18 protein-coding genes are annotated in these 23,177 nt (G+C 69.4%); 12 read left to right on the top strand and 6 right to left on the bottom strand.

Annotation, left to right across the window (positions count from 1 at the left end):
* The first annotated feature begins 21 nt into the window (after nucleotides 1-21).
* Entirely contained in the window at nucleotides 22-1,860 is a 1,839-nt protein-coding gene (treZ, locus tag IV112_RS08920; protein ID WP_304003030.1) for a malto-oligosyltrehalose trehalohydrolase, read from the top strand.
* Complete coding sequence (locus IV112_RS08915; RefSeq protein WP_304003029.1) at nucleotides 1,857-6,947, top strand: malto-oligosyltrehalose synthase; 5,091 nt, start codon at nucleotides 1,857-1,859, stop codon at nucleotides 6,945-6,947. The genes treZ and IV112_RS08915 overlap by 4 nt, the downstream gene beginning before the upstream one ends.
* A 41-nt stretch (nucleotides 6,948-6,988) precedes the next feature.
* Here the strand turns inward: IV112_RS08915 and IV112_RS08910 are convergent, their stop codons facing one another.
* The gene (locus tag IV112_RS08910; RefSeq protein ID WP_304003027.1) at nucleotides 6,989-7,966 is read right to left on the bottom strand and encodes a glucokinase; all 978 of its coding nucleotides are present in this window, start codon (nucleotides 7,964-7,966) and stop codon (nucleotides 6,989-6,991) included.
* Nucleotides 7,967-8,034: 68 nt separating this feature from the next.
* On the opposite strand from IV112_RS08910, the gene glgA reads away from it, so the two are divergent.
* Nucleotides 8,035-9,501, top strand: a complete 1,467-nt coding sequence (gene glgA / locus IV112_RS08905) for a glycogen synthase GlgA (protein WP_304003025.1) — start codon at nucleotides 8,035-8,037, stop codon at nucleotides 9,499-9,501.
* A gap of 43 nt (nucleotides 9,502-9,544) precedes the next feature.
* Here glgA and IV112_RS08900 read toward each other — a convergent pair whose 3' ends face one another.
* Genes IV112_RS08900 through IV112_RS08880 form a run of 5 tightly spaced genes read right to left on the bottom strand, consistent with a single transcriptional unit; the run spans nucleotide 9,545 to nucleotide 14,291 of the window.
* Nucleotides 9,545-10,492 carry a glycosyltransferase gene (locus IV112_RS08900; protein WP_304003023.1) on the bottom strand — a complete coding sequence of 316 codons (948 nt, stop codon included), beginning with the start codon at nucleotides 10,490-10,492 and terminating at the stop codon, nucleotides 9,545-9,547.
* Nucleotide 10,493: 1 nt separating this feature from the next.
* On the bottom strand, nucleotides 10,494-11,687 hold the full coding sequence (gene waaF, locus IV112_RS08895) for a lipopolysaccharide heptosyltransferase II (RefSeq protein WP_304003021.1): 1,194 nt from the start codon (nucleotides 11,685-11,687) through the stop codon (nucleotides 10,494-10,496).
* Nucleotides 11,675-12,310 carry a D-glycero-alpha-D-manno-heptose-1,7-bisphosphate 7-phosphatase gene (locus tag IV112_RS08890; RefSeq protein ID WP_304003020.1) on the bottom strand — a complete coding sequence of 212 codons (636 nt, stop codon included), beginning with the start codon at nucleotides 12,308-12,310 and terminating at the stop codon, nucleotides 11,675-11,677. Before IV112_RS08890 ends, waaF begins: the two co-directional genes overlap by 13 nt.
* Nucleotides 12,301-13,035, bottom strand: a complete 735-nt coding sequence (locus tag IV112_RS08885) for an SDR family oxidoreductase (RefSeq protein WP_304003019.1) — start codon at nucleotides 13,033-13,035, stop codon at nucleotides 12,301-12,303. Before IV112_RS08885 ends, IV112_RS08890 begins: the two co-directional genes overlap by 10 nt.
* On the bottom strand, nucleotides 13,032-14,291 hold the full coding sequence (locus tag IV112_RS08880; RefSeq protein ID WP_304003018.1) for a glycosyltransferase family 4 protein: 1,260 nt from the start codon (nucleotides 14,289-14,291) through the stop codon (nucleotides 13,032-13,034). The genes IV112_RS08885 and IV112_RS08880 overlap by 4 nt, the downstream gene beginning before the upstream one ends.
* Before the next feature lie 492 nt (nucleotides 14,292-14,783).
* Here IV112_RS08880 and IV112_RS08875 point away from each other — a divergent pair, with 492 nt between their 5' ends.
* From IV112_RS08875 to IV112_RS08835, 9 genes are all read left to right on the top strand, one after another.
* On the top strand, nucleotides 14,784-16,172 hold the full coding sequence (locus IV112_RS08875) for a sigma-54-dependent transcriptional regulator (RefSeq protein WP_304003016.1): 1,389 nt from the start codon (nucleotides 14,784-14,786) through the stop codon (nucleotides 16,170-16,172).
* Between the two features lie 62 nt (nucleotides 16,173-16,234).
* Nucleotides 16,235-16,570 carry a hypothetical protein gene (locus IV112_RS08870; RefSeq protein ID WP_304003015.1) on the top strand — a complete coding sequence of 112 codons (336 nt, stop codon included), beginning with the start codon at nucleotides 16,235-16,237 and terminating at the stop codon, nucleotides 16,568-16,570.
* Between the two features lie 101 nt (nucleotides 16,571-16,671).
* Complete coding sequence (locus IV112_RS08865) at nucleotides 16,672-16,917, top strand: hypothetical protein (RefSeq protein ID WP_304003014.1); 246 nt, start codon at nucleotides 16,672-16,674, stop codon at nucleotides 16,915-16,917.
* A gap of 95 nt (nucleotides 16,918-17,012) precedes the next feature.
* Nucleotides 17,013-17,315, top strand: coding sequence for a phage holin family protein (locus IV112_RS08860; protein ID WP_304003013.1), 303 nt, complete (start codon nucleotides 17,013-17,015; stop codon nucleotides 17,313-17,315).
* Nucleotides 17,308-17,652, top strand: coding sequence for a hypothetical protein (locus tag IV112_RS08855; protein WP_304003011.1), 345 nt, complete (start codon nucleotides 17,308-17,310; stop codon nucleotides 17,650-17,652). Before IV112_RS08860 ends, IV112_RS08855 begins: the two co-directional genes overlap by 8 nt.
* Complete coding sequence (locus IV112_RS08850; RefSeq protein WP_304003010.1) at nucleotides 17,649-20,627, top strand: hybrid sensor histidine kinase/response regulator; 2,979 nt, start codon at nucleotides 17,649-17,651, stop codon at nucleotides 20,625-20,627. The genes IV112_RS08855 and IV112_RS08850 overlap by 4 nt, the downstream gene beginning before the upstream one ends.
* Nucleotides 20,624-21,493 (top strand): YihY/virulence factor BrkB family protein, encoded by an 870-nt coding sequence (locus IV112_RS08845; protein WP_304003008.1) that lies wholly within the window; start codon nucleotides 20,624-20,626, stop codon nucleotides 21,491-21,493. Before IV112_RS08850 ends, IV112_RS08845 begins: the two co-directional genes overlap by 4 nt.
* A gap of 156 nt (nucleotides 21,494-21,649) precedes the next feature.
* The gene (locus IV112_RS08840) at nucleotides 21,650-22,633 is read left to right on the top strand and encodes a BON domain-containing protein (protein WP_304003007.1); all 984 of its coding nucleotides are present in this window, start codon (nucleotides 21,650-21,652) and stop codon (nucleotides 22,631-22,633) included.
* Between the two features lie 54 nt (nucleotides 22,634-22,687).
* Entirely contained in the window at nucleotides 22,688-23,122 is a 435-nt protein-coding gene (locus tag IV112_RS08835) for a PRC-barrel domain-containing protein (RefSeq protein WP_304003005.1), read from the top strand.
* Nucleotides 23,123-23,177 lie beyond the last annotated feature (55 nt).

Below are 23,177 nucleotides of genomic sequence, written 5' to 3'. Positions count from 1 at the left end.
GCCGGGCCCGGAGTCCGCAGCGTGGAAACGCTTTCGTTCGTCCACCACATGCCCTTCGGCCCGTGTCCGGCGAATGGCATCGACGACAGCCAGGGTTACCTGTTCAGGCTGTACGCGCCGGCGGCTGCCCAGGTCGAGGTGCTGCTCGCCACCGTGGACGGGCACCAGGACGCACATCCGTGCCGGCGTGCCGACGACGGCTGGTGGACGCGTGCCGTGCCGTACGCTCGTACCGGTGACCGCTACCGCTACCGGGTGGACGGCACCGAGGTGCCGGACCCGGCGTCGCGCGCCAATCCGGACGACGTCGGCGGACCCTGCCAACTGGTGGATCCGGCGCGCTTCGAATGGCAGGCGGCCGAAGCGCAGTGGCAGGGGCGGCCGTGGTGCGAAGCGGTGATCTACGAACTGCACGTCGGCACCTTTACGCCAGAGGGCAGTTACGCCGCCGCCGAGGCGCGGCTCGAAGAACTGGCGGCGCTCGGCATCACGGCCGTTGAACTGATGCCACTGGCCGAATTTCCGGGTGCGCGCGGCTGGGGCTACGACGGCGTGCTGCCGTTTGCGCCGGAGTCGTCCTACGGCACGCCGGACGCGCTGAAGCGCTTCGTGCAGAGCGCGCACCGGCTCGGGCTGATGGTGCTGCTCGATGTCGTCTACAACCACTTCGGGCCCGAGGGCAATTACCTGCATCTGTACGCGCCGTCCTTCTTCACCGCGCAGCACCAGACACCGTGGGGCGCCGCCATCGACTACGAAGGCGAAGCCCGGGTGCGCGAGTTCTTCATCCACAACGCGCTCTACTGGCTGGAGGAGTTCCGTTTCGACGGCCTGCGACTGGACGCGGTGCATGCCATCATCGACGGGTCGAGCACGCATTTCCTCGAAGAGCTGTCGCGACGGGTGCGCCGCGAACTTGCCGACCGGCGCATCCACCTGGTGCTCGAAAATCCGCTCAACGGCGCGCAGCGGCTTGCCGGAGACGCCGACCCGGGCCGCTACGAAGCGCAGTGGAACGACGATTTCCACCACGCCGCCCACGTCATCCTGACCGGCGAGACCGACGGCTACTACGGCGACTTCGCCAGCGCACCGGTGCACCACCTTGCGCGCTGCCTGCTGCAAGGCTTCGCCTACCAGGGCGAACATTCCGCTTTCCACGGCGGGCCGCGCGGCGAGCCGAGCTGCACGCTGCCGCCGACCGCCTTCGTCTGCTTCCTGCAGAACCACGACCAGATCGGCAACCGTGCGCTGGGCGAGCGGCTGGCAACCATGGTGCCGACGCACCGGCTGCGCGTACTGGTGGCGGTGCTGCTGCTGTCGCCGTCGCCGCCGCTCATCTTCATGGGCGAGGAGAGCGGCGCCACCAGCCCCTTCATGTACTTCTGCGACTTCGACGGCGAGCTCGCGCGCAAGGTCAGGGAAGGGCGGCGCCGCGAATTCGCCGCCTTCGCCTGGCCCGACGGGCCGCGTACCGTTCCCGATCCCTGCGATCCGGAAACCTTCTCCCTCAGCAGGCTGGACTGGCGCCAGCGGGAAGAGGCGGTCGGCCGGCAGTGGCTCGCCTTCTATCAGGCAATGCTGACGCTGCGCCGCGAACGGGTGGTGCCCTGCGTTCCGCTGCTGCAGACCGGACGCTGCAGCAGCATGCTGTTCGGCGACACCGCGTTCGAGATCCGCTGGTCGGGCGAAGGCGTTTCGCTCGTCATGCAGGCCAATCTGGGCGATGCGCCCGAGGCCGTGCCCGACGTGCCGGGGGCACAGCCCTTCGCCGCCGTCGGCGGCGGTGGTGACGGCGGTCCCGGGCTGCCGCCCTGGTCGATGCGGATGTTCGTGCTGCATAACGGGGCGGCGCAATGAGCGGAGCTTTCGCTGCGCTGTGCAGCCGGCTCGGCATTGCGCCGGATTTCGAAGACGCCTGGGGACGGCGCTTCGAGGTGCCGGAGGAGAGCCGCCTGGCGCTGGCGGCAGCACTCGGACATCCGCTGGCCGGCGGTGACCCCGACCGCGCTGCCGTCGCCGCCCTGGCGGCGCTGGACGATGCCGTTGCCGCCCGCGTGCTGCCGCCGGTCATCGTGCTGTCGCTGGGCGAAGGACCGCTCACGCTGACGCTGCAATCGGAAGAGGCGGTGCGCGCTGGCGTGCTGCATTGGCGGCTGGTGCTCGAACAGGGCGGCGAACGCCGCGGGCGCACCGCGCTCGGACGTACCGAGGACGGCCGCACCGCCACCGTGGCGCTGGACTCCTCGTTGCCCGCCGGCTGGCACCGGCTGTCCCTCTATCTGCCGGGCGCGACGCCGCGCCTGCTGGTCGAGAGCACGCTGGCGCTGTGTCCGGCCGCCTGCGTCCGTCTGCCGCGCGAAGGCGAGGGCGCGCGGCTGTGGGGGCCGGCGGTACAGGTGTATGCGCTGCGCTCGCCGCACAGCTGGGGCATGGGCGACTTCGGCGATCTGCGCCGGCTGATTGACCTGGCCGCCGACGCCGGCGCCCATTTCGTCGGCGTCAATCCGCTGCATGCGCTGTTCCCGCACGACCCCGAGCGGGCGAGCCCGTACAGCCCGTCGAACCGCGAATGGCTCAATGTGCTGTACATCGACATCGAGGCGACGCGCGACTTCGGCGAGTGCGGGGCGGCGCAGGCGCGCGTCGCCGATCCGGCGTTCGCGGCAAGGCTCGACGCCCTGCGCGCGACCGAGCTGATCGACTACCGCGGCGTGGCGGCGGCCAAGCTGGAGGTGCTCGAACTGCTGTATGCGCACTTCCGGCGCGAACATCTGGACCGCGGTACGCAGCGCGCAGGCCTGTTCCGCGACTTCCAGCGCGAGGGCGGGCGCAGCCTGCGCCTGCACGCGCTGTTCGACGCGCTGCAGGCGCACTTTCACGCGGTCGATTCCGCGGTCTGGGGGTGGACGCTGTGGCCCGAGCCCTACCGCGACGTCGATGGCGAGGCGGTGCGCGCCTTCATGCTCGAGAACGAGGAGCGCATCGAGTTCTTCGAGTACCTGCAGTGGCAGGCCGAAGCGCAACTCGCGACGGTGGCGCGCCGTGCGCGTGCGCGCGGCATGCGCATGGGGCTGTACCGCGACCTCGCGGTGGGCGTGAACGAAGGCGGTTCGGAAACGTGGATACGGCCGCATCTGCACGCGGCCGGCGCACACGCCGGTGCGCCGCCGGACGAACTGAACCCGGCCGGCCAGGACTGGGGCTTCCCGCCGCTCATTCCGCAGCGGCTGCAGGAAGATCCTTCGTCCTTCCGCGCCGTGCTGGCGGCCAATATGCGGCACGCCGGCGCACTGCGCATCGACCACGTGATGAGCCTGATGCGGCTGTTCTGGCTGCCATCCGGCGGCACGGCACGCATCGGCGCCTACGTCGCCTATCCGATGGACGATCTGTTCCGGCTGCTGTGCCTGGAAAGCGTGCGCAACGAATGCGTCGTCATCGGCGAGGATCTGGGCATCGTGCCGCCGCAGGTGCGGGCAGCGATGGAGCGTTACGGGCTGCTGTCCTACCGGCCGCTGTATTTCGAAAGCCGCGACGGCGTGTTCCGTCCGGCCCGCGGCTGGCCGGCCGACGCGCTGGCGGTGGTCGGCACGCACGACCTGCCGACGCTGAGCGGCTACTGGAGCGCGCTCGACCTGCAACAACGCGACGCGCTCGGCCTCTATTCGGACCCGGCGCTGCGCGAACGCCAGGCGACGCAGCGCGAAGCCGACCGCGGCGCGCTGCTCGACGTGCTCGAGGCGGAAGGCCTGCGCCTGCCGGACGACGCCGGGTCGGCCGCCCACTCGGCCGACCCGGCGCTGATGCTCGCCATCCACCGCTATCTCGCGCGCACGCCGGCGGCCATGGTCGCGGTGCAGCTGGAGGATGTGCTGGGACAGGCGGAATCGGTCAACCTGCCCGGCACCAGCGAGGATCGCTGGCCGAACTGGCGGCGCAAGCTGGGCTGCGATCTGGCCGACATCGGCGGCGATGCGCGCTGGTTCGCGCTGGCGGCGGTGATGAATGCCGAGCGTCCGGCGTCGGCGCTGCCGCTGTCCGGTGGCCCGCCCGACTTCCAGCCGCGCGAGGCCGACGTGCCGCGCGCGACCTACCGCCTGCAGTTCCACGGCGGCTTCGGCTTCGCGCAGGCGGAAGCGGCCTTGCCCTATCTCTCGGCCCTGGGCATCAGCCATATCTATGCCTCGCCCTTCCTGAAGGCACGGCCCGGCAGCAGTCACGGCTACGACATCGTCGACCACGGCGTCCTCAATCCTGAGATCGGCGACGAACAGGACTTCGACCGCTACTGCGCGCGGCTGGCCGAGTACGGCCTGGGCCAGCTGCTCGACGTCGTGCCCAATCACGTCGGCGTGCTCGGGGGCAGCAACGACTGGTGGCTGGATGTGCTGGAGAACGGCACCTCGTCGCCGCACGCCCACCACTTCGACATCGACTGGAATCCGCCCTTCCCGGAACTGCAGCGCAAGGTGCTGCTGCCGGTGCTCGGCGACCAGTACGGCCGGGTACTGGAGGCAGGCGAGTTGCAGCTCGCCTTCGACGAGACGAGCGGCGCCTTCTGCGTGCGTTACCACGAGCACGTCTTTCCGGTCGATCCGTCGGACTTCCCGGCCATCCTCGAAGCCGGCAGCGCCGACGCCGGCGAGGACTGCGGCGTCGAGCTGGAGACGCTGATCATCGCGCTGGCCCATCTCCCTGCCCGCGACGCCGAGGCCGGTCCGCTGCGCGACGAACGTCTGCGCAATGCGGCGCTGTTCAAGCGTCATCTGGCGGCGCTACACGCGCATCTGCCGGCGGTGCGCACGCGCGTCGCGGCCGGCCTCGCGGCGTTCAACGGCATCCCGGGCGAGCCGTCGAGCTACGATCGGCTGGACGCGTTGCTGTCGCGTCAGGCCTACCGTCTGGCGTCGTGGCGCGTTGCAGCCGACGACATCAATTACCGCCGTTTCTTCGACGTGAACGATCTGGCCGCGCTGCGCATGGAGGAGCCGGCCGTATTCGACGCGACCCACGCGCAGATACTCCGCTGGGTGGCGCAGGGCAGGGTGACCGGCATGCGCATCGATCACCCCGATGGGCTGTCGGATCCGGCCGCTTACTTCTGCCGTCTGCAGAAGCAGTACGCCGAGGCGCGACGCCGTGCCGACCCGACCGTCGTCGAGCCGACCCTCTATCTCGTGGTCGAGAAGATACTGGCCGAGTTCGAACCCCTGCCGGCCGACTGGCCGGTGCATGGCGCGACCGGCTACCGCTTTGCCAACCTGTGCCACAGCCTGATGGTCGATGCGGCGCAGGAGGCGCGTTTCACCCGGGTCTATCGCGCGTTCACCGGAGAGGCGAACGACTTCAGTGGCGTGCTGCGCGACGCGAAGCACCTCATCATGACCCATTCGCTGCCGGGCGAACTGGGCCGTCTTGCCGCGCAATTGCACGCGATCGCGCAGTGCGACCGGCGTACGCGCGACTTCACGCGCAGCCGCCTGCGCAGCGCGCTGGGCGAAATCATCGCCGCCTTTCCGGCCTATCGCAGCTATATCGGTCCGGCCGGTCATTCGCAGCACGATCGCCGTCTGGTCGAACGCGCCGTGGCCGAGGCGGCGGCGCTCGGACTGGCCGGCGACGCGAGCGTGCTGCGCTTCGTGCGCGACGTGCTGCTGGGTGCGCCGACCGAGCCCGACCCTGCGCTGCGCGCGCTCAAGCTCACCTTCGCCTGCCGCTTCCAGCAGTTCACCGCACCGGTGATGGCGAAGGCGATGGAGGACACCGCCTTCTATCGTTACAACCGGCTGGTTTCGCTGAACGACGTCGGCGGCGACCCGCGTACCTTCGGCATCGGCATCGACGACTTCCACGGTGCCAACGAGCGCATCGCGTGCACCCATCCGTTCGGCCTGCTCGCCTCGTCGACGCACGACAGCAAACGCTCGGAGGACGTGCGCGCGCGCATCGACGTGCTGTCCGAAATGCCCGGCCCGTGGCGGTTCGCGCTGCGCCGCTGGCGCGGCATCAACCAGCGGCGCAAAAGCCGTCTGGGCGACGGACTGGCGCCGTCGGCGGACGACGAGTACCTGCTCTACCAGACCCTGATCGGCGTGTGGCCGTTCGACGCGGCCGACGACGATGCGCCGCCGCTGCGCGAGCGCGTCGAGGCCTACATGATCAAGGCGGCGCGCGAAGCGAAGCGGCATACCAGCTGGATGAATCCGGACCCCGCGTACGAAGCCGCTCTGGCCGACTTCGTGCGCCGTCTGCTGGCGGGCGACGCGACGCGCAACGCCTTCCTCGCCGATTTCCTGCCGCTGCAGCGGACGGTAGCGCTGTTCGGCGGTTACAACAGCCTGTCACTGCTGCTTCTGAAGCTGACCGCGCCCGGCGTGCCCGACACCTACCAGGGCTGCGACACCTGGTGCTTCACGCTGGTCGATCCGGACAACCGGCGGCCGGTGGACTTCGCGCGCCGCAGCCGCATGCTGGCGGACCTGCAGGCGCGCTGGCCGGACGGCGCCGATGCCGAGGGCCTGCGCGAACTGGTGGCAACGATGGCTGACGGCCGGATCAAGCTCTATCTGCTGTGGCGCGCGCTGCAGATCCGTCGCCGCTTCGAGCGCACGCTGCGCGAAGGGCGCTACATGCCTCTGGAGGTCGAAGGTCCGGTGGCCCATCACGTGATCGCATACGCGCGTGTGCTCGGCCAGCGAGTGATCATCACCATCGCGTCGCGGCTGCTGTTCGGCCTCACCGGCGGCGACCCGCAGCGCGTCTGCGAACGCGAGCTGTGGGCGAACACCCGGGTGGTACTACCCGCCGGCAGTCCGCAGCGCTGGCAGGACGCCTTCGGCGGCACCGTCGTCGACACCGACGGCGGGGCGGGACGCCTCGACGTAGCCCCGCTGTTCGCCGCCTTGCCGCTTGCCTTGCTGGTACCGCAGGGTCTGGAAGAATGACCGGGGGAATGACCGCGGCGACGCCGCAGGCCGGCGACGCCTCATCGCGGCGGCAGTTGCGCCTCGACCGAGCGGGCGGCGCCGAGCAGCGGCAGCAGGCAGTCGGTCACCAGCCACAGCGGCAGCCCGGTCATCAGGCCACTGTGCCGCCCCTTGTCGCGGAAGGCTGCGAGAAAGCGCGCAGCGTGAGCCGGCAACAGCTGGGGGGCGATGCCGCCCGTCAGGAAGACGCCGCCGGCGGCCAGCACGGTCAGCGCATGATCGCCAGCGACGGCGCCGTAGCAGTCGACGAATACTTCGAGTGCCCGCATCGCCTGCGGATCGCCGGCCGCGGCGCGGCGCCACACCGCTTCGCCGTTGTCGTCCGCGCGCACGGCCGTGCCGCGCCGGTCGCACAGCCAGTCGTGGATATGGACCAGGCCGGGGCCGGACACGACGTGCTCGGCGATCACCCGCCCGGTCTTGCGGTGCAGGTAAGCCCACAGTTCGGCCTGTTGGTCGTTGGTCGGGGTGAAACCGACGTGACCGCCCTCGCCGGGGACGATCACGCAGCCCGCGCCGGCGGGCACCCGGATGGCAACCCCCAGTCCGGAGCCGGCACCGATCACCAGCTGCGGCGCGCCCGGCCTGACCGCGCCGGTCTGCAGCGACAGCAACCCTTCGCTGCCCAGTTCACCGATGCCGTGGGCGCTGGCTTCGAAGTCGTTGAGCAGGCGCACCGGCGCACCGCCGAGCACGATGCGCAGCGCCGCCTCGTCGATCGACCACTCGAGATTGGTCATGTCTACGCGCCCGTCGACCACCGGTCCGGCAACGCCGAAGCCGGCTGCTTCGAGCTCGACGGCGTGGCGCAGCGTCTGCGCGGTCGCCGCGAAGAAGTGATCGAGCATGGTCGGAAGGTCGGGCCACTCGGCGTTGGTGTAGCGCTGCGTGCGCACGAAGCTGAACCGCGCTCCGTCGACCCGCTCGACCAGTCCGATCAGGCTTTTGGTGGCGCCGATATCGCCGCACAGAATCATTGCAGTCTCCTTCTATCGATAGTCGGGGCGGCTGGCGCTGTGCCCGCATGCACCCGGAGGTCATTTTCATGAAAGCCGGAAAGCCGTTCCGCGTACTGTTCGCCACGCCGGAGTGCGCGCCGTGGGTCAAGGTGGGCGGGCTGGGCGAGATCAGCGCTGCACTGCCGCCCGCACTGCGGGCCCTCGGCCTGGATGTGCGCGTGCTGCTGCCGTGCTATCCGTCGGTCCGAGCCTGCGCGCGCGGCGCGCGCAGCGTCGCCACCGTCGACGCCGAGCTCGGCCTGCCGGCGGCGCGGCTGCTGCGGGCCACACTGCCGGGCGAGGTGCCGGCGCTGCTGCTCGATTGCCCCGCGCTCTACATGCGCGACGGCGGGCCGTACGTCGATGCCGACGGTGCGGACTATGCCGACAACGCACTGCGCTTCGGGCTGCTGTCGCGCGTCGCTGCGCGTCTGGCGTCGGCCGCCAGCCCGCTGCGCTGGCGTGCCGACGTGCTTCACTGCAACGACTGGCCGACCGGCCTGGCGCCGCTTTACCTGAGCGGCCTGCCGGAGCCGGCAGTCAGCGTGTTCTCCATCCACAACCTCGCGTTCCAGGGGCTGTTCCCGCTGTCCGAGGCTTCGTCGCTGGGCGTTCCGGCAGGCGCCTTGCACAGCGACGGCATCGAGTTCTGGGGACGGCTGTCCTTCATGAAGGCGGCCCTGCGTCACGCCGACCGCTTGTGTGCGGTCAGCCCGACCTACGCGCGCGAGATTCTCGACGCCGAGCAGGGCTGCGGACTGGACGGCGTGCTGCGCGAGCGGGCGGACGATCTGGTCGGCATCCTGAACGGCATCGACAGCGCGGTGTGGGACCCGGCCACCGATGCCCATCTGGCCCGGCGCTACGACGCGCGTGCGCTGGCCGGCAAGCGCGTCAACAAGCGGGCGCTGCAGGCGGAAATGGGGCTGCAGCAGAACGACGATGTGCTGCTGTGCGGCATGGTGACGCGGCTGACCGGGCAGAAGGGCGTCGACCTGGTGCTCGATGCGCTGCCCGCGCTGCTCGAACGACCGCTGCAGCTCGCCCTTCTGGGCACCGGCGAGGCGGCGCTCGAACGGGCCGTGGCGGACGCGGCCGCACGGGCACCGGGTCGCGTTGCGGCGTGCATCGGTTTCGACGAGGGACTGGCGCACCGCATCGAGGCGGGCGCCGATGTGTTCCTGATGCCGTCGCGCTTCGAACCCTGCGGTCTGAACCAGATGTACAGCCAGCGCTACGGCACGCCGCCCATCGTGCGGGCGACCGGCGGACTGCGCGACAGCGTCGCCGATTTCAGCGAGGCGGCGCTGCGCAGTGGCGAGGCGACCGGTTTCGTGTTCGACGAGGCGAGCGCCGACGCGCTCCTCGCGGCGGTGGACCGCGCGCTGGCAGTCTACGGCCGACCGACACAGTGGCGAGCGCTGTGCCGCAACGGCATGGCGCGCGCCTTCGGCTGGGATCGTCCGGCGCTGGCCTACCGGACCCTGTACGAATCGGTACGCGCGCGCCGCTGAACGCGCGGGCGCAGTCAGGCGGGGCGACACGGGGAGCATCGGGTCAGCGCACGACGTCGTCGAACACGCGCTGCCAGTCGGCCACGAAGCGTCCGATCGCGAACCGCTCGCGCGCGTCGTGCCGGGCGCAGGCGCCCATCGCGGCGGCTTCCGCCGGGTCGGCAAGCAGTCGCCGGGCAGCGTCCACCAAAGCTTGCGGATCGGTGGCGAGGCAGCCTGAACGACCGTTGCGGACGACCGTCACCAGTTCGGTGGTGGCCAGTCCGACCACCGGCAGCCCGATCATCATCGCTTCGATCGCCGACAAGCCGAGACTGGTCCAGCGCACCGGATGAAGGTAGAGACGGTAGCGGGCGAGAAAGTGCGGCAGTTCCGGGTTGGCTATCTCGCCCAGTCCGCCGCACTGTTCGGAGCCCATGCCCACCAGATCGATCTGCAGCGACGCGCGCATCTGCTGGAACACGTCCAGCCCGAGCCGGCGGCCGCGCCGTGCCAGGTTGTTCACGACGGCGATGCCGCGCGGCAGTTCGCCGGTGCAGCGCACCGCGTCCGGCACCATCACGCCATGCTCGATCACGCAGATCGGCGTGCGCCCGCTGTCCCACATCAGCGCGTTGAAGGCGGTTACATGGACCAGCAGCACGTGCGGATCGCTGACCGGGTGGCGCGTGTCGGTGGGATGCTGCTGCGGCGGATCGTGTTCGAGGTAGATGCGCGGCAGGCGCCGCTGCGCCTCGGTCAGGTAGCGGTGCTGGCCTTCGTTCCAGGCGGCTGCGTCCTGGAACAGGATGCAGTCGAACTGCGTCGTCGCCAGCGCGTCGACCGGCACTTCGACCACGTTGTCCGCCCACGGCAGTGCGCCGGCCCGGCCGCTGTAGCCGGGGCTGCGCTGCGCATCGACCGGCAGCAGGAACACGTGCGGCACCTGACTGAGGTAGTACATGTAGTTGCCGTGCACATGCCAGGTCAGTATGCGTAGCGGTCGCGCCATGTCAGTGTCCGTCCGCAGCAGGGGTGGGCGATGTGCGGGCGCTGTCCGCGCCCCGGTCGAGCAGTTCGCGTGCGGCGGCGGCGACGCGCGCCGGGTCGAGCAGACGCAGGCAGGCGTGATGGTGCTGTGGACAGACGCTGCGGTAGCACCAGCGGCACGGAACGTCCTCGTACAGGACGCGGTGCTCGACCTGCCACGGCGCGTGCTGCGGGTTGGTCAGCGCATACACGTCGACCACCGGCGTGCCGACCGCCGACGCGATGTGCACCGGTCCGGTGTTGTTGGCGATCAGCAGCGCGGCGCCGTCGATGACGGCAGCGAGTTCGCCGAGGTCGAGCACGCCGGCCAGCGTGGCGCTGCCGGTCGAGGTCTGCCGCCGCACGTCGCGTATCGTCTCGCTTTCATCCGTGGAGCCGGTGAACACGATCTGCAGGCCGTCCTCGTCGGCCGGCTCGCCGAGGTGTTCGAGCACGGCCGCGTAAAGCTCCGGCGGGTAGCGGCGCGACGGCGCGCTGGCGCCCGGATGCACGACGATGTAGGGCTGCGCGGGGTCGATGCCGGCGGAACGCAGCAGTGTGTCGGCGCGCGTGCGGTCGTCGTCGCGGATGTGGAAGGACAGGTGGGTGTCTTTGGTGCGCGCGCCGATCGCCTCGACCAGATCGAGCTGGCGCCGGACCTCGTGGCGCAGCACCTCGTGCGGCTCCGGGTCGATGATCCAGTCGCTCAGCAGGTGATACGGATTTTCGCGGCTGTAGGCGAGGCGCAGCGGAATGTGCGCGAGCCAGCAGAGCAGGGCGGCCGGCAGCGCGCTCTGGCTGTACACGGTGAAGATGACGGCCGCGTCGAAGCGTTCGTTCCGCAGCGTTTCCGCCAGCGCCTGCAGTTCGTCCGGCAGCAGCGTGCCGCCGGGCAGCCAGGGCGGGCGCGCCTGCAGTACCGCGTCAACCTCTTCCAGGTGCGGCTGCAGCGCCTTGCCGGCGGCGCCGGCGAGCAGCGTAAGGTGGCGCCCGGGCGTGGTCTGGCGCAGCGCGCGCAGGGCGGGGGTGGTCATCAGCACGTCGCCCATATTGTCCAGCCGCACCGCGAGCACGCGGCGCGCCGCCCGCCAGGCGTCGAGATCGCACCGCCCGCGCAGCGTCTCGCCGTGCGACAGCTGTCCGCCGACAGGCGGCGGGGCGGGGGTCAGGCGGTCCATGACTGCGCTCCCGCCGGCATCGGCGTGTCTGTCGCCCCGCGATCTTCGACCAGGATGTGGTCGGCGGCGTCGCGCAGCGTGTGCGCGATGTGATCGGGCCGGCGCAGCGGGCCGTCCACCCATTCGGTTTCCGAGCCGACGTCGAGCAGTATCGTGCGGCAGCCGGCACGTCGCCCCGCCTCGACGTCGTCGAGAATGTCGCCGATCATCCACGACGACGCGAGGTCGATGCCGTGCACCTGCGCGGCGCGCTGCAGCAGCCCGGGCAGCGGCTTGCGGCAGTCGCAGACGCGTGCGCCGTCACTGACCGACGGATGGTGCGGACAGTGATAGATGCCGTCGAGCACGACGCCGAAGGTCGCCAGCCGTTCGAGCAGCGCCGAGAACAGCGTCGCGATGGCCTGGTCGTCGAACAGGCCGAGCGCGATGCCGGGCTGGTTGGTCACCAGTATCAGGCGGTAGCCGGCGCGCTGCAGGCTGAACAGCGCCCCGCCGGCGTCTTCGCGTATGCGCAGGTGGGCGGGGTCGACGTTGTGCGGCACGTCCTCGACCAGTGTGCCGTCCTTGTCGATGAATATGGCGCGGCTCAGGGGACGGCCGGGGGTGGGGCGACTTACGGCCATGACGTCTCTCCCATCGGCAGCACCGATATTTCCGCGACCACGCTCTCGGGCGGCAGCGTCAGCACGTTCACGACGGCCGCGGCCACCGCTTCCGGCGCCTGCAGCACCTTGGGGTCGAGATCCGGAAAGCGTTCGAGCAGGAAGGGGGTACGCATGCCGCCGGCGATGACCGCGGTCACCTTGATGCCGAGCGGCCGCAGTTCGGCGTGCAGCGCGTGGGAGAAGCCGAGCAGCGCCCACTTGCTGGCGTGATAGGCCGAGGCATTGGGCCAGGCGCGCTTGGCCGCGGTGGAGGCGATATTGATGATGTGGCCGCCGCCGACCGCCTTCATGTGCGTCAGCGCCCGTTTGCAGAACAGGAAAGGGCCGCGCAGATTGGTCGACATCACGTGGTCCCACTGCGCGATCTCGAGCTCGGCCAGCGGTAGCGTGTAGTCGACGCCGGCGTTGTTGATCAGGATGTCGAGCGCACCGAAGCGCTCGCGTGCGTGTTCGAGGCAGCGCTCGACCTGGTCGGCGTCGCCGACGTCCACCGCACAGTGACTGCTTTCGAAGCCGCGCTCGTTCAGCTCACGGCTCGCCTGTTCGACCGCGTCGCTGCGCACGTCGATCAGCACGACGCGCGCGCCAGCCTGACAAAGCGCTTCGCTGAGCGCCCTGCCCAGGCCACGGGCAGCGCCGGTAACCACGGCGGTGCGGCCTTCGAGAGGTCGGGCTGGCCTCATGATCCGGCCCTTTCCCGGAAGGTGGGTGCGGTGCGCGTGCACAGCTCCTCGTAGATGCCGTCGAGCGAGGCGGCCACCCGCTTCCAGGTGAAAGCGCCGCGGACGCGACGCAGGCCGGCGGCGCCGAAGCTGCGCGCGCGCAGCGGGTCGTCGTGCAGCCATTTCAGGCGTTCGGCGAGCGCCGGTGGATCGTGCGGCGGCACCAGATAGCCGGTCTCACCATCGACCACCGTGTGGCGGATGCCGCCGACATCGGCGCCGATCACCGGACAGCCGCAGGCCATCGCTTCGAGCGGGGTGATGCCGAAGGGCTCGTACCAGGGGGTGGTGACGAACACGTCGGCGGCGCAGTAGTAATCGCTCAACGCCTCGCGCTCGCGGCGGCCGGTGAACAGCGTCCGGTCGGCCACGCCTTCCTCTTCGGCGATCGCGCGCAGACGCGCGATTTCCGGCGTGTAGCGGGGATCGGGATCGGCGTGTTCACCGCCGACGACGAGCAGCCGCGCGTCGATGCGGTGTTCCCGCTTCAGCACGCCGAGGGCGCGGATCACGTTGTCGATGCCCTTGCGCGGCACCAGCCGGCCGAGCTGAAGCACGACGAAGTCGTCGGCCGGCAGGCCGAGCCGTTCGCGCGCACGGCCGTCGCCCGGCCCCAGTTCGCGCGTATCGACCCCGCAGGGGACGATCGCGATGCGCTCGCCATCGGCGCCGTACAGACCGGTCAGGTCGGCAAAATCCTGCGGACACTCGGCGATGATGCAGTCGGCACGATCGACCAGCGCTTCCTCGATCGCGATCCGTTCGTCCGGAAATCCGTCGGCGCTGCCCTGATGCAGTCGGCGGACGCGACCCAGTGCATGGAACGTGACGACCAGCGGCACCTGCAGTCGATCGCGCAGGAAGAGGCCTACCTGCCCCGACATGAAGAAGTTCGCGTGCAGGATGTCGTAGCGCCACGACCGCTGTTCGCACCAGCGTGCGATCCACGACGCGAAGGCCGGCATGCAGGGAAGCAGTGCCTCCTTCGGCACCGGTTGCGGCGGACCGGCGTCGACCTGGATGACGCGCGTGCCGGGCGCCAGTACCGTCACCGCAGGGGTGGATGGGTCGTCGCGCCGCGTGAACACATCGACCCGGTGACCCAGTGCGGCCAGCTCGCGGGCGACGAAGGCGACATAGACGTTCTGTCCCCCGCTGTCGGCACCGCCCTGCGAGGCGAGTGGTGAAGCGTGTTCGCTGATCATTGCGATGTGCATGGAAGCTCCCGGCCGACAAATGCGATGCGGGTGTGGGGCAATCCATGTGCCCGTGCGAATCGACGTCGAGGCAGACCAGGCAGCGCGGCGCGGCCCGTTCGCTCATGTAAGTTGAGCCCGACAAGGGAAAGAATTACCCGCTGCCTCGGCACCGACGGACGCCGACGGCGGGCGGGGAAAACGCCCCAGCCCGCAGGTCGATGTCCCTCAACGCGTAACAGGATGATGAGCGGCGTATCGTCAGATCACGGGCGGTAACAATCCGTTGGAGTCGAGCGCCGAAGGGGCATGACGGGCAGTTGCGGCGTCGCGCCGACGCGCATCCGGACGTAGTTCATTAACCTTATTTAACAATTACCGGGGCATGTCGATTGGGCCGTGCAGCATGCTGAGAAGCCGCGTACGCTCCGGTGCTCCTCGCCGGACAGATGCCGATGCGAAGGTCGAGATCGGCGCCGCGGGCTCCCTTTTCACCCGTCCGCCGGAGGCCGCATGCCCCGAGTCCTGCTCGTAGATGACGATCCCGAGGCGATCGAATGGCTGTCGGAGCTGATCCGCAGCGAGGGTTACACCGTCGCTGCCGTCGATTCGCTCAAGGCAGCGCGCATACACCTCACCCGTTCGACCCCTGAGCTCATCCTGACCGATCTGATGCTGCCCGATGGTCAAGGCATCGAACTGCTCGCCGATTTCGGCTCCAGACCGGCGCCGGCCATCGTCGTCGTGACCGGTTACGCGAGCATAGAGAGCGCCATCGAGGCGATGCGCGCCGGTGCCACCGATTACCTCATCAAGCCGCTCGACCATCAGCGACTGCGCGGCATTCTGAGCCGGATGCCGAAGACCGAAGTGCTGCGCGAGGAGATCGGCGAGTTGCGCAGCGAATTGATACGCCTCGGACGCTTCGGTCACATGCTCGGAAATTCGCCGGCGATGCGCCGGATCTACAACCAGATCGACCGCGTCGCGCCAACATCGGCGACCGTGCTGCTGATCGGCGAAAGCGGTACCGGCAAGGAGGTCGTTGCGCAGACGCTGCACGATCTCAGCCGACGCAAGCGCCAGCCCTTCCTGCCACTCAACTGCGGCGCCGTATCGCCGCAACTGATCGAGAGCGAACTGTTCGGCCACGAGAAGGGCAGCTTCACCGGCGCTGACCGGCAGCACCGCGGCTTTTTCGAACGTGCGCACGGCGGTACGCTGTTCCTCGATGAAGTGACCGAAATGCGCCCCGACCTGCAGGTCAAGCTGCTGCGCGTGCTGGAGACAGGCACCTTCATGCGCGTCGGTACCAACGATCCCATCGTCACCGATATCCGGCTCATCGCCGCCACCAACCGGGTCCCCGAAGATGCGGTGGCGGAAGGGCGTCTGCGGGAGGATCTCTATCATCGCCTGAACGTGTTCCCCATCGTCCTCCCGCCGCTGCGCGAACGCGGCACCGACATCGAACTGCTCGCCCAGCACTTCCTGACGGAACTGAACGAGCGCGAGCACGAGAACAAGCGCTTTTCGCCGGAGGCGATCGCGTCGCTGTATGCCCACTCCTGGCCAGGCAATGTGCGCGAGCTGAAGAACTACGTCCATCGCGTGTTCATCCTGGCGGACGAGGTGATCGAACCCGATCTGGCGCCGGACAATTTCACCCGGGCATCGGCCGGACCGGTGCTCACCATACGCGTCGGCACGCCGCTGGAGGAGGTGAACCGGCGGGTGCTCGAAGCGACGCTTCAGGAATGCGGCAACGTGAAGCGCAAGGCGGCCGAGGTACTCGGCATCAGCCTGAAAACCCTCTACAACCGTCTGTCGCTCTACAACTCGGCACGCGTCGAAGAACTGGAAACCGAAGGCGATCTGGAGCACAGCGGGCAGGAGGAGTGAGGCGCTTTCCGGAGCTGCCCGTCCGCGAAGCCCGCACAGAGGCGCCGAACAGGAGTCATCCGATGAAACGAAACCGAGCGCGCGCAGGGCGCGGCAAGAAGACCGTGCATGGCAGCACCGACGTGGATCTGACCCGTCGCCGTCCGCACGAAGAAGGACTTTCTCTCCCCTACGAGCGGGACGAGTCGCCGGACGAGACGGCGGGCAGCGAGCCGCGCGCCATCATCGATCAGGCTGCGCGCGACGTCGCACGCGGGCTGGTCGACACCGACCGGCGCGGCACACCGTCCGACGTGCCCGGGCCACCGGTCGAGCCGGGGCAGGCCGACGTGACCGGCGATGGCGTCGATGTCGGACGCGTCTCGCGCACGCGCGGCCGCGGCCGGGAGGGGGGCTGACCGGGGCTCCGCCCGGGAACACGGTTTGCTGGACCGCCGTACCGCCGCATCTCGCAGTCCATTTTCCCGTCGCGGCGGACAACTGCTGGAGGACGTGAACGATGAGCAACGTTACGCATGAACCCCTGATGAGCGCGGCCGAGGCCGAATCCCGTCTGGATGCCCAGGTCAGCCGCCTGAAAGGCGCGCTGACGAGGGCGGCCGACAGCGGCCGCGAATTCGCGCATGACCTCGCCCGCGACGAAGGATGGGTCGGTGAGGGCGTGCGCTGTGCGCGCAAGCATCCGGTGGCGGCGGTTGCCATTGCCGCTGCGGTGGGACTGCTGCTCAGCCGTGTCCTGCGCTGATGGGGCCTGACGCGACGGGCCGGACCGGCGGGCACGCCGTCGAGGACCTCGGGCAACTGTGGCGGCGGACCTGTTCGCTGGCCGCTGACTTCGGCTTGCTGGTCGCGCTGGATCTCCGTCGCTCGGCGCGCCGGGCGGTCGAGGCGCTGTGCATCGCCGTCGTCGCCTCGGTGCTGTTCGCCGTCGCGTGGATCGCCGTGATGGCCGCGCTGATAGGGCTTTCGGCGGAGCCACGTGCCGCGTGGGCGCACGGCATGCTCGGCGCCGGCGCCATCAATCTTTCGCTCGCCGTCGCGATGGGGTTGTGGGTCCGCAGCAGGCTGCGCCGGCTGCCGCTCGCCACGTCGATCCGTCAGTTGCAGGGTATCAAGGAAGGGGGGGTGACCGCGGATGGCTGACCACGAAGCGCTCGAACTGGCGCGCGTCGCGGCGCGCGTCGACGCGCAGCGGCGGGCGCTGCGTCAGGCCGTCGACGAATGGGTGACCGCGCGCCGCGAGGCCGTCGTGTCGGTGCAGGGGCTGGCGGCAGTGGCCGCGTCCGCGTTTACGCTGGGCACCGTACTGCGGGGCCGGCGCCCACAGTCTCCCACCCCGGCCGGCCGCTTGTCGGCCTTGCTGGCAGTGGTGCTGGCGGCGGTGCGGATCCACCGCGGCTATCGCGACACCTTCCCGCGTCACGGGGCACCCTGGCGGAAGGGTCGTCAGCGCTCCACCGGGGCGCCCTCGGCCGGATGAACGGCCCGGCTGACGCGCAGGGGGCGACGATGGCGCAGGCCGAACCGACCGGGCGCGTATTCCCGGTCGCGGGTCGACGCATCGGTTCGATCGGCCGGCTGGGTGCGGTCAGCGATGCCAGCGCGCTGGTCGCGCTGATCGCCCTGATCGGTTTCGTCGGCTGGGCGCGCGATTTTCCGGCGCCTTCATCGCTGACGCTGTTCTTCCCCACCCTGATGCCGAGCAGTCTGTTCCTGCTCGGGCTGGTGGCGATTGCGCTGCGCGAGTTGCGCTTCGGTCACCGCGCTCGGATGCGGTACACGGTTACGCTGGCGTCGGCGGTGATCGCCTTCGTGTCGCTCACCCGGCTGGCGGTCGACCTCGACTTTCTCGATGCGCAGACCGAAAGCCTGCTGGTCGGGGCCTTGTTCTCGACGCAGTCATCGCCGGTCACCAGCCTCAGTTACGTGTTGATCGCTCTGTCGATGGGTCTGGCCGCATTCGGCCATCCGCTGGCGCAGCGGGTGTCGGGCTGGTGCGGTGCCGCGGTCGCCGGTATCACGCTGGTCAGCCTGTGTGTCATGACGGTGTCGCTGTTCGGCGAGAGCCGGCCGCTCGACCTGGACATAAAGTTCCCGGTGGCGCTGGCGCTGTTCGCGGCCAGTACAGGCCTGCTGTCGCTGCGCTCGGCGGACATTTTGGCGCAGCGAGACGGCGATGCGCCCGGCCTGTCGGTCGTCCGCAATCTGGCCCCGCTGGCCGTGGTGCTCCCGCTCGCGGCAGTCTGGCTGGAAGGTGCTGGCAGGGGGGCTGGACTGCTCCAGCGCTTCGAAGGCGTCGGCGTCGTGGTGGTGACCCTCGTCATCGCCAGCCTGACGCTCATCGTGTGGACCGGACGCAAGCTGGATGACATGCACGATTCGCGGTCGCGCGCGGAACATCGCGCCGACACGCAGCAGACCTGGTTCGAGATCACGCTCGCCCACCTGGGCGAGGCGGTGATCACCGTCGACGATCAGCGCCGCATCGGTCTGCTCAATCCGGCGGCGGCCGCGCTGCTGGGCGTCGACGCCGGCGACGTGGTGGGCAAACGCATGGAGGATCTCGTTCCGCTCGTCGAGGGGCGCACCGGCGTGCTGCTCGACTATCCATTGCAGCAGGCGTTCGAGGCGTGCGCGCCGGTCACGCTGGAGGGCGAGCCGGCCCTGCGCAACGCCGCCGGCCGCCTGCAGCCGATCGAGATCACCGCTACGCCGATACTGGACGCCGAACAGCGTCTGGTCGGCGGCGTGCTGGTGCTGCGCGACGTCAGCGCGCGGCGTGCGCGCGAGCAGGCCGAGCGCGAAGTCTTTGCCGCGCTCGACCGACGGGTGGCGGAGCGTACCCGCGCCCTCGACCGCACGACCTCGGTGTTGCGCGAGAGCACCGAACTGCTGCGCACGATTGCCGAAACCACGCCCGAGCAGATCATCGCGAAGAGCCGCGACGGCGCGATCATGATGATCAACCCCGCGGCACTGAAGCTGATGGGGCTCAGTCGTGCCCAGGTGATCGGCCGCCGGGAGGAAGACCTCTTTCCCGATTCGGCCGACATGCGTCGCATCGCGCAGCACGACCAGGAGGTGATGGAGACCGGGCGCCCGGTGGTGGTCGAGGAGCGACGCCACACCTCGGCCGGCGAACGCACCCTGCTGGTGACCAAGTCGCCGCTGCGCGACGCGAGGGGCGAAGTGGTCGGACTGGTCGGCGTGTCGAAGGACATCACCGAGCGCAAGCGGGCACACCAGGAACTCGAACAGCTGCTCGACGCCGAGCACCGCCTGCGGGGCGAGGCGGAGCGGGCGAGCCGGGCGAAGGACGAGTTTCTCGCCATCGTGTCGCACGAACTGCGCTCGCCGCTGAATGCGCTGAAGGGGTGGGCGCAGGTACTTGCCGGCGTATCGACCCCGGATCCTGCGCTGCTCAGCCGGGCCAGCGACGCCATCAAGCGCAATGTCGACCATCAGGTGCGGCTGATCGACGATCTGCTGAGCACATCGCGCATCATCAGCGGCAAGCTCGACCTCAATTGCGAGCGCATCAATCTGGTCGATGTTGCGGCCTCTACGCTGGAGACCTTTCGCGTGCAGGCGCACGAAAAGGGCGTCGGCCTGCGCTTCGAATCGGAGCACGCGGTGGTTCCGGTGCGTGCAGACTACGACCGGATGCAACAGGTGCTGAGCAACCTGCTTTCGAACGCGCTGAAGTTCACTCCGGAGGGCGGCTCGGTGCAGGTGTTGCTTGAGCTGACCCGTGACACCGTCGAAATGACGGTTTCGGACACCGGCATCGGCATCAAGGCGGATTTCCTGCCCCATGTTTTCGACCGCTTCAGTCAGGCGGATACCTCGATGACGCGCCGATACCACGGTATGGGTATCGGCCTGGCGCTGGTCCGCAATCTGGTAGAGCTGCAGGGCGGATCCGTGCGCGTGCGCAGCGATGGCGAAGGGCAGGGGGCGGCCTTCGTCGTTCAGTTGCGACGCTTGCAGGCGCACGAGCATCCGTGTCAGCCGCCGACGCTGCTGCCGCCGGGGCGACGGCTGGAGGGGGTCAAGGTGCTTCTGCTCGACGACGATGCCGACGCCTGCGACTTCATGCTGCTCATTCTGTCAAAAGCCGGCGCGCGCGCGCATGCCGTCGATTCTCCCGACGACCTGCTGGCCGCCTTCGACGATGACGCGGGCGCCACGGCGACGGTGCTGCTGCTCGACATCGCCATGCCGCGAGAGAGCGGGTTCGAGGTGCTGCGGCGCGTGCGGCAGCAGTGGCCCGCACGGCGGGTGCCGGCCATAGCCGTCAGCGCGCTGAGCTATCTGGACGACTCGCTGCTGAAGAATTCGGGTTTCGAAGCGCTGGTCAGCAAGCCCGTCGACGAGAGGGAATTGATCGATGCGATCGCCTCGGTGCTTGACGCGCAGGCGGCGGCAAAAGAACGGACCGGGACGCCCGGATGATGCGATCGGCCCCGACGCCGCTGCGCACTGGGGCAGATCGGCTCTGGGCGGCGTTGCGCGGCTGGATCGCCCACGACGCGCCGTCGATGTCCGCCTCGATCGCGTTCTTCGCCGCCTTCTCGCTGGCGCCCATCCTTGTCGTCGCAGTGTCGGTCGCCAGTTTCTTCTTCGGTGTTGAGGCGGTTCAGGGCCGCCTGTTCTCGAGCATCGAATCGGTGGTGGGTGCGGCCGGGGCCGAGGCGGTGCAGGCCATGCTGGCCAACGCCTGGCTGAGCGGCGACCAGGGGTGGAGCGGTGCCCTGTCGCTGCTGGCGGTCTTCGTCGGCGCGACGGCGACCTTCGCCGAGTTGAACAGCGCGTTGAATCGCATCTGGAACGTCGACCCGTCCCGACGGGTCGTGATCGGACTGCTGCGCGTCCGGCTTCTGTCGTTCGGCATCGTCATCGGCACCGGCTTCCTGATGGTGGTGCTGCTGATCGCCGACGCGCTGCTCACGCACGCGCAGGCCTGGCTGTTGGGTGGACGCAGTGCGCTGCCGCTGCTGCAGCAGGTGCAGCAGTGTGTGTCCTTCGTGTTCCTGTGCGTCGCCTTCAGCGTGTTGCTCAAGGTATTGCCGGACGTCTTCGTCGCGTGGCGCGAGGCGATCACGGGCGGCGTCGCCGCGGCCGTGCTGTTTGCCATCGGAAAGCATCTTTTCGCGCGCTACCTCGCCTACGCCGGCACCGCGAATGCCTTCGGTGCAGCCGGCTCGCTGGCGGTACTGATGATGTGGCTGTTCTTCTCCGCGGCGGTCTTCCTGTTCGGCGCCGAACTCGCGGCTGCGTCGAGGCGGCCGGCGGACAAACCGGGCTACATGCCGATGTAAATGTTGCCCGCCGCCGCCGCCGGCCTGCCTCGCGTGGGCAGGGCACGCGGTTTGCCACTCTGTCGGAAGACGGGAGAGGTTGGCAGGCGCTGCATCGTGCGGGGTCGTCCTCTCCCTCCCGGTCGTACCGACCGGAAAGACAGAGGAGATGAAGCCATGAGATCGCAGCATTCGCGGACCATTCCATTCGGACCCGAGGAGGACAGCACGCAGGACCGCTACCGCTCGCAGGGGGCGGAGCGCGGCATCACCGGTGCCGACTACCGGCGTTCGCGCGGTAACTGGGACGACGACGTCGAAGGCGGCCGCGGCACGGGGCAGGACACGCACCGCGGGTGGTCCGACCCCGGTCTGCCGCATGCGGACAGCTGGCGCCGTGGCCGGGAGGATTTCGAGCGCAGCGGCCCGGGCGGCAATCCGGACGAGCGCGGCGAAATGTTCGCCCGCGCCGGCAGCGGTGCCCGTCACGAAGGCGAAGCCGAGCACCCGATGCAGCAGCGCTATGCCGGCTACGGCGGCTACAACGGTCCGTCCGGGAACTTCCCCGGTCGCGACTCCGGGCGTGACGACTACGGCTACGGCTGGAACCGCGCGCACTCCGGCGAACGCTTCGAAAGCAGCAACGACGAGTCGGAGCGCTTCTACCCGCAGGGCGGCGGACGCCAGGGCGGCAGCCGCGAGCAGGGGCACGACGAAGGTCGCGCCTGGCCGTGGCGGGCGCCGTCCGACGAGACCGGACAAGGCCGTGCGAGCCACGGAGCACCGCACGCCGACATTCATCGCGAGCGCAAGGGCCCGAAGGGCTACGCGCGCTCCGACGAGCGCATCCGCGAGTTCATCTGCGAGCGCCTCGCGCAGCAGCACCGGCTCGACGTCAGCGATGTCAGCGTGTCGGTCAGCGACGGGTGCGTGACGCTCGAAGGCACGGTGCCGGACCGCGGCATGAAACACGCCATCGAGGACGCTGCCGATGGTTGCTGGGGCGTCAAGGATGTCGAGAACCGCATCCGCGTCGCCTCCCATCTGCGCGGCATCCAGGCGCTGGGCGGCGACGACGTCGGACGCACGATGAGCGAGTCGGCCAGCGAAGTGCTGTCAGGCGACGCCGCGGCCAGTACCCCCCGGAAAGCGAAGGGCTGAGTACGGCCGCGCTGTTCCATCTTGATCGATCAACCACAGACGGAGGTTACAACCATGCTTACATCCCAATCCCTTACCGAGTCGGGCGCCAAGATCGTCGGTACGCCGAGCGACATCCCCGACGGTCCCGGCCCTGAAGTCATGGCGTCGAGCACGCTCGAGGACGATGACGTCGTCAATCTTGCCGGCGAAGACCTCGGCAAGATCAAGGAGATCATGATCGACGTCCCGCGCGGCCGGGTGGCCTACGCGGTGCTGTCGTCCGGCGGCTTCCTCGGCATCGGCGATCGCCTGTTCGCCATCCCGTGGGGCGCGCTGAAGCTCGACGTCGAGCGCAAGTGCTTCATCCTCGACGTCGACGCGGAGCGCTTGAAGAACGCGCCGGGCTTCGACAAGGACCACTGGCCGTCGATGGCCGATCCGGTGTGGGCGAGCGAGGTGCATACCTACTATCGCCAGCGCAACTACTGGGATCCCCTTGACGAGTGAGCGGCCCCGGGCCGGTGCCGCCTTCGCGGTACCGGCCCGATCGGGCGCAGCCGTC

The organism is Methyloversatilis discipulorum, from assembly GCF_018780585.1.
GTDB classification, from domain to species: domain Bacteria; phylum Pseudomonadota; class Gammaproteobacteria; order Burkholderiales; family Rhodocyclaceae; genus Methyloversatilis; species Methyloversatilis discipulorum_B.
Note: the sequence above shows the minus strand (reverse complement) of the source record. Positions and strands in the feature narration are given on the sequence as shown.

What these genes read in the sequence shown, in the direction of transcription:
- IV112_RS08915 (WP_304003029.1), top strand. Translation starts at nt 1,857, where the DNA reads ATGAGCGGAGCTTTCGCTGCGCTGTGCAGCCGGCTCGGCATTGCGCCG.
- IV112_RS08910 (WP_304003027.1), bottom strand. Translation starts at nt 7,966, where the DNA reads ATGATTCTGTGCGGCGATATCGGCGCCACCAAAAGCCTGATCGGACTG.
- glgA (WP_304003025.1), top strand. Translation starts at nt 8,035, where the DNA reads ATGAAAGCCGGAAAGCCGTTCCGCGTACTGTTCGCCACGCCGGAGTGC.
- IV112_RS08900 (WP_304003023.1), bottom strand. Translation starts at nt 10,492, where the DNA reads ATGGCGCGACCGCTACGCATACTGACCTGGCATGTGCACGGCAACTAC.
- waaF (WP_304003021.1), bottom strand. Translation starts at nt 11,687, where the DNA reads ATGGACCGCCTGACCCCCGCCCCGCCGCCTGTCGGCGGACAGCTGTCG.
- IV112_RS08890 (WP_304003020.1), bottom strand. Translation starts at nt 12,310, where the DNA reads ATGGCCGTAAGTCGCCCCACCCCCGGCCGTCCCCTGAGCCGCGCCATA.
- IV112_RS08885 (WP_304003019.1), bottom strand. Translation starts at nt 13,035, where the DNA reads ATGAGGCCAGCCCGACCTCTCGAAGGCCGCACCGCCGTGGTTACCGGC.
- IV112_RS08880 (WP_304003018.1), bottom strand. Translation starts at nt 14,291, where the DNA reads ATGCACATCGCAATGATCAGCGAACACGCTTCACCACTCGCCTCGCAG.
- IV112_RS08875 (WP_304003016.1), top strand. Translation starts at nt 14,784, where the DNA reads ATGCCCCGAGTCCTGCTCGTAGATGACGATCCCGAGGCGATCGAATGG.
- IV112_RS08870 (WP_304003015.1), top strand. Translation starts at nt 16,235, where the DNA reads ATGAAACGAAACCGAGCGCGCGCAGGGCGCGGCAAGAAGACCGTGCAT.
- IV112_RS08865 (WP_304003014.1), top strand. Translation starts at nt 16,672, where the DNA reads ATGAGCAACGTTACGCATGAACCCCTGATGAGCGCGGCCGAGGCCGAA.
- IV112_RS08855 (WP_304003011.1), top strand. Translation starts at nt 17,308, where the DNA reads ATGGCTGACCACGAAGCGCTCGAACTGGCGCGCGTCGCGGCGCGCGTC.
- IV112_RS08850 (WP_304003010.1), top strand. Translation starts at nt 17,649, where the DNA reads ATGAACGGCCCGGCTGACGCGCAGGGGGCGACGATGGCGCAGGCCGAA.
- IV112_RS08845 (WP_304003008.1), top strand. Translation starts at nt 20,624, where the DNA reads ATGATGCGATCGGCCCCGACGCCGCTGCGCACTGGGGCAGATCGGCTC.
- IV112_RS08840 (WP_304003007.1), top strand. Translation starts at nt 21,650, where the DNA reads ATGAGATCGCAGCATTCGCGGACCATTCCATTCGGACCCGAGGAGGAC.
- IV112_RS08835 (WP_304003005.1), top strand. Translation starts at nt 22,688, where the DNA reads ATGCTTACATCCCAATCCCTTACCGAGTCGGGCGCCAAGATCGTCGGT.